Source organism: Streptomyces sp. NPDC054847 (assembly GCF_053610925.1).
Map to the genome: position 1 here is coordinate 1 of NZ_JBSGZJ010000643.1, position 2,947 is coordinate 2,947.

At 72.9% G+C, this 2,947-nt stretch carries 3 protein-coding genes; all 3 read right to left on the reverse strand.

Annotation, left to right across the window (positions count from 1 at the left end; translation table 11 throughout):
* Nucleotides 1-8: 8 nt before the first annotated feature.
* A complete protein-coding gene (gene pstS, locus ACWGH4_RS33625; RefSeq protein WP_453467526.1) occupies nucleotides 9-1,145 on the reverse strand; it encodes a phosphate ABC transporter substrate-binding protein PstS in 1,137 nt (378 codons plus the stop codon).
* Nucleotides 1,146-1,365: 220 nt separating this feature from the next.
* Nucleotides 1,366-1,785 (reverse strand): NUDIX hydrolase, encoded by a 420-nt coding sequence (locus tag ACWGH4_RS33630; RefSeq protein WP_453467528.1) that lies wholly within the window; start codon nucleotides 1,783-1,785, stop codon nucleotides 1,366-1,368.
* A partial coding sequence (locus ACWGH4_RS33635; RefSeq protein ID WP_453467530.1) for a CHAD domain-containing protein occupies nucleotides 1,782-2,947 on the reverse strand: 1,166 nt, incomplete at its 5' end. The genes ACWGH4_RS33635 and ACWGH4_RS33630, both read right to left, overlap by 4 nt.

The window sequence follows — 2,947 nt, forward strand, 5'->3', positions numbered from 1 at the left end:
GCCGGACATCAGGACAGGGTGGGGACGATCTCGCGGACCTTGGTCGCGATCTCGGCGGGCAGCGGCGCGTAGCCGGCGTCCGTGAGGACCTTCTGGCCCTCGTCGCTCGCGGTGTAGTTCAGGAACGCCTTCAGGGTCGGCAGGGTCTCCGCCTTGTTGCCCTTGTCGCAGGCGATCTCGTACGTCACGAGGATGATCGGGTAGGCGCCCTCGGCCTTGGTCTTGTAGTCGAGGGAGAGGGCCAGGTCCTTGCCGGTGCCCTTGACCTTGGCGGCGGCGATGGCCTTGGAGGCGTTCTCGCTCGTGGCCTCGACCGGGGCGGCGGCACCGGTGTCCAGCTTGACGGTGGAGATCGACTGCGAGGTCGCGTACGACAGCTCGAAGTAGCCGATCGAGCCCTGCGTCTGCTTCACCTGGGCGGCGACACCGGAGGAGCCGTTGGCGGCCTGACCACCGGGGGCCAGCCACGACTTCGACTTGGGGTCGTGCTTCCAGTCGGCCGGGGCGGCCTCGCTGAGGTACTTGTGCAGGTTCTGCGTGGTGCCCGACTCGTCGGAGCGGTGGAAGGCCTGGATGGAGGAGCTCGGCAGCTTCGCGTCGGGGTTGAGCTTGGCGATGGCCGGGTCGTTCCACTTGGTGATCTTCGAGTCGAAGATCTTCGCGATGGTCGCGGAGTCGAGGACGAGGTTGTCCACGCCCTCCAGGTTGTAGCCGATCGCGACGGGGCCGCCGACCATCGGGAGGTTGATCCCCTGGCCGCCCTTGCAGACCTTCTTCGACTCCTCGACCTCTTCCGGCTTCAGCGCGGAGTCGGAGCCGGCGAAGGCGACCTGGCCCTGGGTGAACTTGGTGATACCGCCACCGGAGCCGATGGGCTGGTAGTTGACCTCGACACCGGAACAGGCGGCCTGGAAGTTCTTCACCCACAGGTCCATGGCGTTCTTCTGCGCGCTCGAGCCGGCCGCGAGGATCTGGTCCTTGGCGTCTTCGCACTTGATGTTCGACGCGGCGTTGGTCTTGTCGCCGCCGTCGGGGCCGGTGGCCGTGTTGTTGTCCGAGCCACACGCCGTGAGGACCAGGGCGCCGGAGATCGCGAGGGCGCCGAGCGCGGTGGCGCGAAGCCCGTTCTTGCGCTGAAGCTTCACTTTCTGGTGTTCCTTCCAGTTGCCGCCGTCCGTGGCGGCGTGCGTCGGGGTGGGGGGACCGGCGCCGTGCCGGTCACCGTCTGAGGCCGAAATTAGGCAGATGAGATGAAGCGACCGACTGGCGAGAGTGAACGCAAGGTGAACCGTGCCCGGCGACCCGGTGCCCGTTCGAATGTTCACTCGTCTGCGTGTCTGGTGCATACGCGGTGCTCCCGTGCGCTCACGCTGTGTGCAGTGTCTGGAGGAGCGCGTCGACCAGTGAGCGGTCGCGGGGCTGGGTGAGCCGGGTCCGCGCGGCGGCGGGCGGCAGCCACACGATGCGGTCGACCTCGTCGCCGGCGGCGAAGGAACCGCTGGTCGCCTCGGCGGCCCAGTAGGAGACCTGCTTGGGCCGGCCGTTCGCGAGGTAGCGGACGGTGGGGAGGCGGGCGCCGGGGACGCAGCGGTGGCCGGTCTCCTCCAGCACCTCGCGCAGGGCCGCGGCGAGGGTGTCCTCGCCGTGCTTGAGCTTGCCCTTGGGGTGGGACCAGTCGTCGTACTTGGGCCGGTGGACCAGGCAGATCTCGATGCCGCCGTCCCGGTGCGGGGAGCGGCGCCAGAGCACGCACCCCGCGGCGAGCACGGTGGCCCCGCCGTTCATGGCGCCGTGACCGCCGTGATGGCGTGCCGCCATTCCTGCTGGAAGGCGAACCTGGCCGCCTCGACCTCGTGCCGCTGGTCGGCGTGGAGCACGCCGAGGGCGTAGGCGGTGGCCGGGGCGATGCGCGGGGTGCGGGCCGCGGCGGCCGCCGCCGAGGCCGCTTCCGCAGCCTCGCGGTGCCGGTCGAGCAGGATGCCCGCATGGCACAGGGCGGGGTCGGTGCCGGGGTGCAGCACCTCCTGCGCGTAGCGGTGCAGCCGCAGCAGTCTGCGGACCTCGTGCCAGGGGGCGTCCTGCGCCTCACCGGCGGAGGCCGCGGCGAGGCCGCTGAAGAGTGCCTCCGCGTTGTACGGGTGGGCCGCCCTGCGCAGCGGCAGTTCGGCGACCGCAGCCAGCAGGCGTCGCTCGGCGGCCTCCGCGGGCAGCGCCAGGGTCTCGGCGGCCGGACCGGCGGCCGCGGGGCCGAGCGGGAGCTCGGAGGCCAGTAAAGCGACGGCGTCGGCGACCGCGTGGAAGCGTGCGGAGCCGAGCGCCTGGAGTGCGCCGGAGTGGGCGCGGGTCCGCGCGAGGGTGAGCTGCCGCTCCAGCAGCGCCGCGGCCCGGGCGGCCCCCACGGCGAGCGCGCCGTTGCCGGAGGGGGAGCCGGCCGTACGTCCGGCGCGGTCCGTTGCCGCTGTGGTCACCGTGGCACGGACGCCTCGGGAGCCCGGGCCTTCACCCGCTGCCGCCGGCGCGGCGTGGCCGTCCGCGAGCGGGACCGGTGCCGTTTCATCCGTGCCGTCCCCGTCGGCGGGGGCGCCCGATGCCCCGTTGGCCGCGTCGCCGGCGTGCGCGGTGCCCGTCGGGGCCTCCGCGGCGGCAGGGCCGGAGCCGGCCGGTCCGTGGGGACGGGACTCGGCCCCGCCCGAACCGTTGTGTGCGGCGGAGCCGTGCAGCGGCAGGCTCTCGCCGCGGGCCGGCGGCAGCGGGGCCGTGCCCGAAAGGCGGGACAGGGCGTCCAGCAGGCGGGACAGGCGTGACGTGCACGCGTGCTCCTGGGCCAGGGTCGTGGACAGCCACGCCAGCTCCGTGCGCAGGCCGTCCGCCCAGGCCGGGTCGAGCAGCGGACGGAAGGTGTGGAGCGTCCCGCTGATGCGGCGGGACGCGGCCCGCAGCGAGCGGG

What these genes read in the sequence shown, in the direction of transcription:
- ACWGH4_RS33630 (WP_453467528.1), bottom strand. Translation starts at nt 1,785, where the DNA reads ATGAACGGCGGGGCCACCGTGCTCGCCGCGGGGTGCGTGCTCTGGCGC.